2 protein-coding genes and 1 pseudogene are annotated in these 3,770 nt (G+C 59.0%); 2 read left to right on the forward strand and 1 reads right to left on the reverse strand.

The genetic code is table 11. The features are described from left to right. Positions 1 to 755 precede the first annotated feature (755 nt). Positions 756 to 1,004, forward strand: a complete 249-nt coding sequence (locus FJ978_RS32590; protein ID WP_140576946.1) for a hypothetical protein — start codon at positions 756 to 758, stop codon at positions 1,002 to 1,004. Then, on the forward strand, positions 1,001 to 1,279 hold the full coding sequence (locus FJ978_RS32945) for a hypothetical protein (RefSeq protein WP_181176912.1): 279 nt from the start codon (positions 1,001 to 1,003) through the stop codon (positions 1,277 to 1,279). The genes FJ978_RS32590 and FJ978_RS32945 overlap by 4 nt, the downstream gene beginning before the upstream one ends. 2,240 nt (positions 1,280 to 3,519) lie before the next feature. Here the strand turns inward: FJ978_RS32945 and FJ978_RS33340 are convergent. After that, positions 3,520 to 3,770 (reverse strand): annotated as a pseudogene (locus tag FJ978_RS33340) (ABC transporter ATP-binding protein); the annotation flags it as partial.

Here is a 3,770-nt window from a genome sequence, read left to right on the forward strand (position 1 = left end):
CGTCGCCGACAGATGTTCGAGGCCGTCGACGCCGTGCTGCGCCGCAGCCCCGAAGTCGGCGCCTACAACCAGACCTTTTGAGAGGCGGGTTTTGCCATTTGGTCTGAGGCAGACATGGATTGGGTCAAAGACGTGAAGCCTGTGCGAGGCTGATGGTTCAAACCAACTGGCGCCCACCTGCCTGGTACGACACGACGAGATGTAGCCCGGCTAGTCGGCCGGCAGCCGATAATTCGCAGGGATTTTCTGTGGTGAGGTCCGCCGCGACGAAGCATCCAATTGGCCGGCCGGCGGTTCGGGCTTGCCACCCCCGCGAAGACGACAGAGATGGGACCTATCGACGGCGATGCCTGCGCTGGCGTCATGTTGCGGCGAAGTCAGTCGGTCTGTCTACTTGACTTGCCCGGCCACCTTTCGCTCAACATCTCCCTTGGGATGGCATGCAAGGATCAGCAACGCCACCATTGAGCCCAGTCAGCAAACCTCCAGTACTCCATATGCTGTAGTACACCTCCAGAAGCCATCTCAAGGGATAGTTTTCTCTCCTGAGAGACGCCTTGCGCATGATTGCTCCACGGGACAGATTGGCACGCCGGAGCCCTAGCGCCCGGCTCGGCCCGGCTGCCTATCCTGTCGCCAAGGACCCCCCGCCAGCAGCCGGGCCTGAGCGGCTGAGGGGACAACCAACCTACCTATTTGTGATCGTGGTTGCTATTCGGAAGGACTAATTGCCTACCGGGCGGGGCGAGGGCATCATGGCCGATGCGATTTTCGGCAACCAGATTTGCGTTGTGTGGCACGCAGGCATTCGCGACAAGACCAACGCAGCCATGTTCGGCGTAGGGAAGCAGTCCGCGATGGGGCGCTCACAAAAACCCGCGCTGCCGCCAGTGAGGATCCAGGCCATAGCGAGATTGGTGGGATGTCGATACTCAGCTTCATATCCAGACATCCATCGCGTAGTCGACCTGCGGGGATCGCGCGGTTCGATTTTCTGGCAATGATCTTCGACAAGTTTGCTGCCGAGTTGGATGCCGAGAAAGAAAATCTCGTAAATCGCTATAGAAGCAGTGTCACCAACGCCGCCTTCCTTGACGAGGCGATTGAAAACCGTTCTGTGTCGCCAGATCGTTCGTTGCAACTTAGCAGGCTGACAAATCTGATCTTGAGCTACGAACGGCGGATCGCGATGCTGTCACGCCAGACAGATGCGATGGCAGAATTTCGCGCTGCAATGCATAACCTGCGAGATGACGCAACAGCGCGTCGGAATGTATGAGAAGCGCGATGTAGCGTTCTGAATCATGGGACGGCTTCCCATCGAGCAGCAAGACGGAATTTCGGCAGGCAAGCTGCCTCTAGCGAGGCAGGCATCTCCGTCTCGCCATCCCAGACCGTCCGCGCGCCTGTTGAGTCGAGGATGCAAACGTACCTCTGAAGTGTCCTTTGTTGAGCGGCACGATTGCACCTGCGGCTTGATCGGTTTGGTTTTCATGTTCGGCTTGACGGCTATCGAGGGTGCGGTGTCGGCTGGCTTCGGCTGCTCGCCGGTTCGGATTTCCGGCGCTTGCGGCCCCGCCCGACGTAAGATTGACCGACACCCGGTGAGTCTGCCACTGCCGGTTCACCGGCCCGAACAAAAGCTCGAAACTGACCTGCAGCGGCACCGACAAAATGCACTGGCCTTTCCGCCGGTGGAGTCTCTAACCTGGATCCATCGCTTATCCGGCGCTTTGCCGGACTTTAGGATTGCCCTAACAACTGCATGAACAGGACTCTGCACAGCGACCACACAGTGTACTTCTGGCAAACCCTTGGATCTGGATCAGCGGAGCTAGCACGCGTTCTCAAACCAGGTGGGCGAGTCGTGCTGGGCTTCCTCCCTAAGGCGCATATGGACCGCTTGGACATGCCAACCGACATCGCGCGACGGGTGGGCGAACATGAGTTGATGTGATGATCAGGCTCCGCTCTGACGCAGATCGCGCACTCGAGAAGCGCTGGTGGTGGGCAGCGCTTCGATCTATCCGGTTGGGAAACGTTCCACGCTGTGATCCTCCGTTCTGTTGCCGCAATACTACAGCGCTGACGGCGTGCGTTGACTAAGTTGGTCGGGTGCAGGGTTCCTGGGTCAGGCGGACCATCCGGGAAAGGGGCGCCCATTCGAGGGAAGACAACCCGTCGGCTTCACTGTCGCGGGTTTTCTTTTGCAACATCGACCAGGACGCCAGGTTATTGGAGGATCGCTGGTTTGCCGAGGAGCGTCGGGCCGCTTTCGTCTTTACTGGTGTGGGTCATCGGCATGCGCGGCGACCTCGGGCATTCACCAATCCGGCATCCGCTACTGGCGCGACAATATTTGCGACATGCAAGGATATTCTGATGGCGATAGCAAGCGATCGCTTTGGGACAAACGGGCTGGAGGCCGTTTATGTCGGATTAGGGTCGAGCTGGTCATCCATGCTCCCACGGCTCGGACAGCCATAAGGATAATTGCGGGATCGCTAATATGCTTTTAATTTAAACAGCGCGGGGAGCATCCCAACCATTCCCGCAGTGGCCGGTGTGGCTCGCTCCCAAGCGCCCAACCGCACCGGCCATTCCCCTACGTATGCACACGCTTATCTGCCGCGTTGCATTGGTCCGCGGCTTAATATTGCGCAGCGCCGAGCACGAGTTCACGTTCGCGCTGTTCGAACCAAAGGAAAGAGCACGCTGACCAAGCTTTTGCAGCCTCTGCTCGCGCCCCAGGGCGCTTTGGCCGAGCGACCGGAATGGGGAGTCGCCGTCGCGAAACTGCGCTACGAAGTGGCCTGCCATAACGCCTGGAAGTATCGTCAGGCCCCAGAAGCATGGAGCGCGCCGGCGCTAATTTGGACGTCTTCGGACGCCCAGCCCTGGCAGGGAGGGCGTCGCATTTCCCAGCGGCAGTGGCGCCAGTTGCCGGAGCACAGCCGGCAACTGACTGTGCGGTTTCATTTCTTGGTGAGAAAGGCCTTACAAGCCGGAGTGATTTCGCTGAGGTGCTGTTTAAGGCAGCCTTGCGCCTTAATCTCATTGGCCATGTGGCATACTCTCAGCGCATCGGCCCTACAGGGTGTCTTGGTAGCATCTTTCGCCAATGCGACGTCGGTGACAAAGAACGATATAGAAGCGAAAAATGCGAGTTGAAATGATGTTTGATTCTGCATGTTTGTTTCCCCTTGAAAATTGCGCGTAGATGCCGCAACAAGTCATTTATGCTCCTGTTCTAATACAAATGAAACACATCCCATTTTGAACGAACACGCGTATCCGGGCGCGCCGCACTGGCGGACCGTTCTGACGACCAAGGCCACGGCCCTGGCGATGCGATCGGCTACATTGCCGGCGCCAGCAATCCAAACGGCTGCTCTTGGAACGACCGCTCATTTCAGATTCGGCCCTTGCGCTCCTGAAGCCTGTTGCCGCTGTCAACCGCCAGCAGGGTGCCGGCGTTGACGTACCCGGCGTCTTCCGCTCTCAGGAACACCACCGCTGCAGGAGGCTTTCGAGGTGGAGACGGCTGGACGGGTCGTCGTGCAGCATGACGTCGGGCCGGATGAGAAGAAAACGCGCCAGTGCTACGCGCATCTGCTAGCCCCAGGGCAGTTTGCCGACGTTGAAAAGCCGATCCCGCCGAGCACCTCGCGCCCCCTGCCATCCAACCCATTGCCGTCGAGCTCCTCGAACCGGTGCTGCGCCTCGTCATACTTCTCGCTGATCTCGTCCATCCGGTCGGCGGGATCGGC

It is taken from the genome of Mesorhizobium sp. B1-1-7 (genome assembly GCF_006442705.1).
Taxonomy (GTDB): Bacteria; Pseudomonadota; Alphaproteobacteria; order Rhizobiales; family Rhizobiaceae; genus Mesorhizobium; species Mesorhizobium opportunistum.

Bases quoted from the DNA above. Each gene is read 5' to 3' on its own strand.
- FJ978_RS32945 (WP_181176912.1), top strand. From the start codon at position 1,001: ATGATCTTCGACAAGTTTGCTGCCGAGTTGGATGCCGAGAAAGAAAAT.
- FJ978_RS32590 (WP_140576946.1), top strand. From the start codon at position 756: ATGGCCGATGCGATTTTCGGCAACCAGATTTGCGTTGTGTGGCACGCA.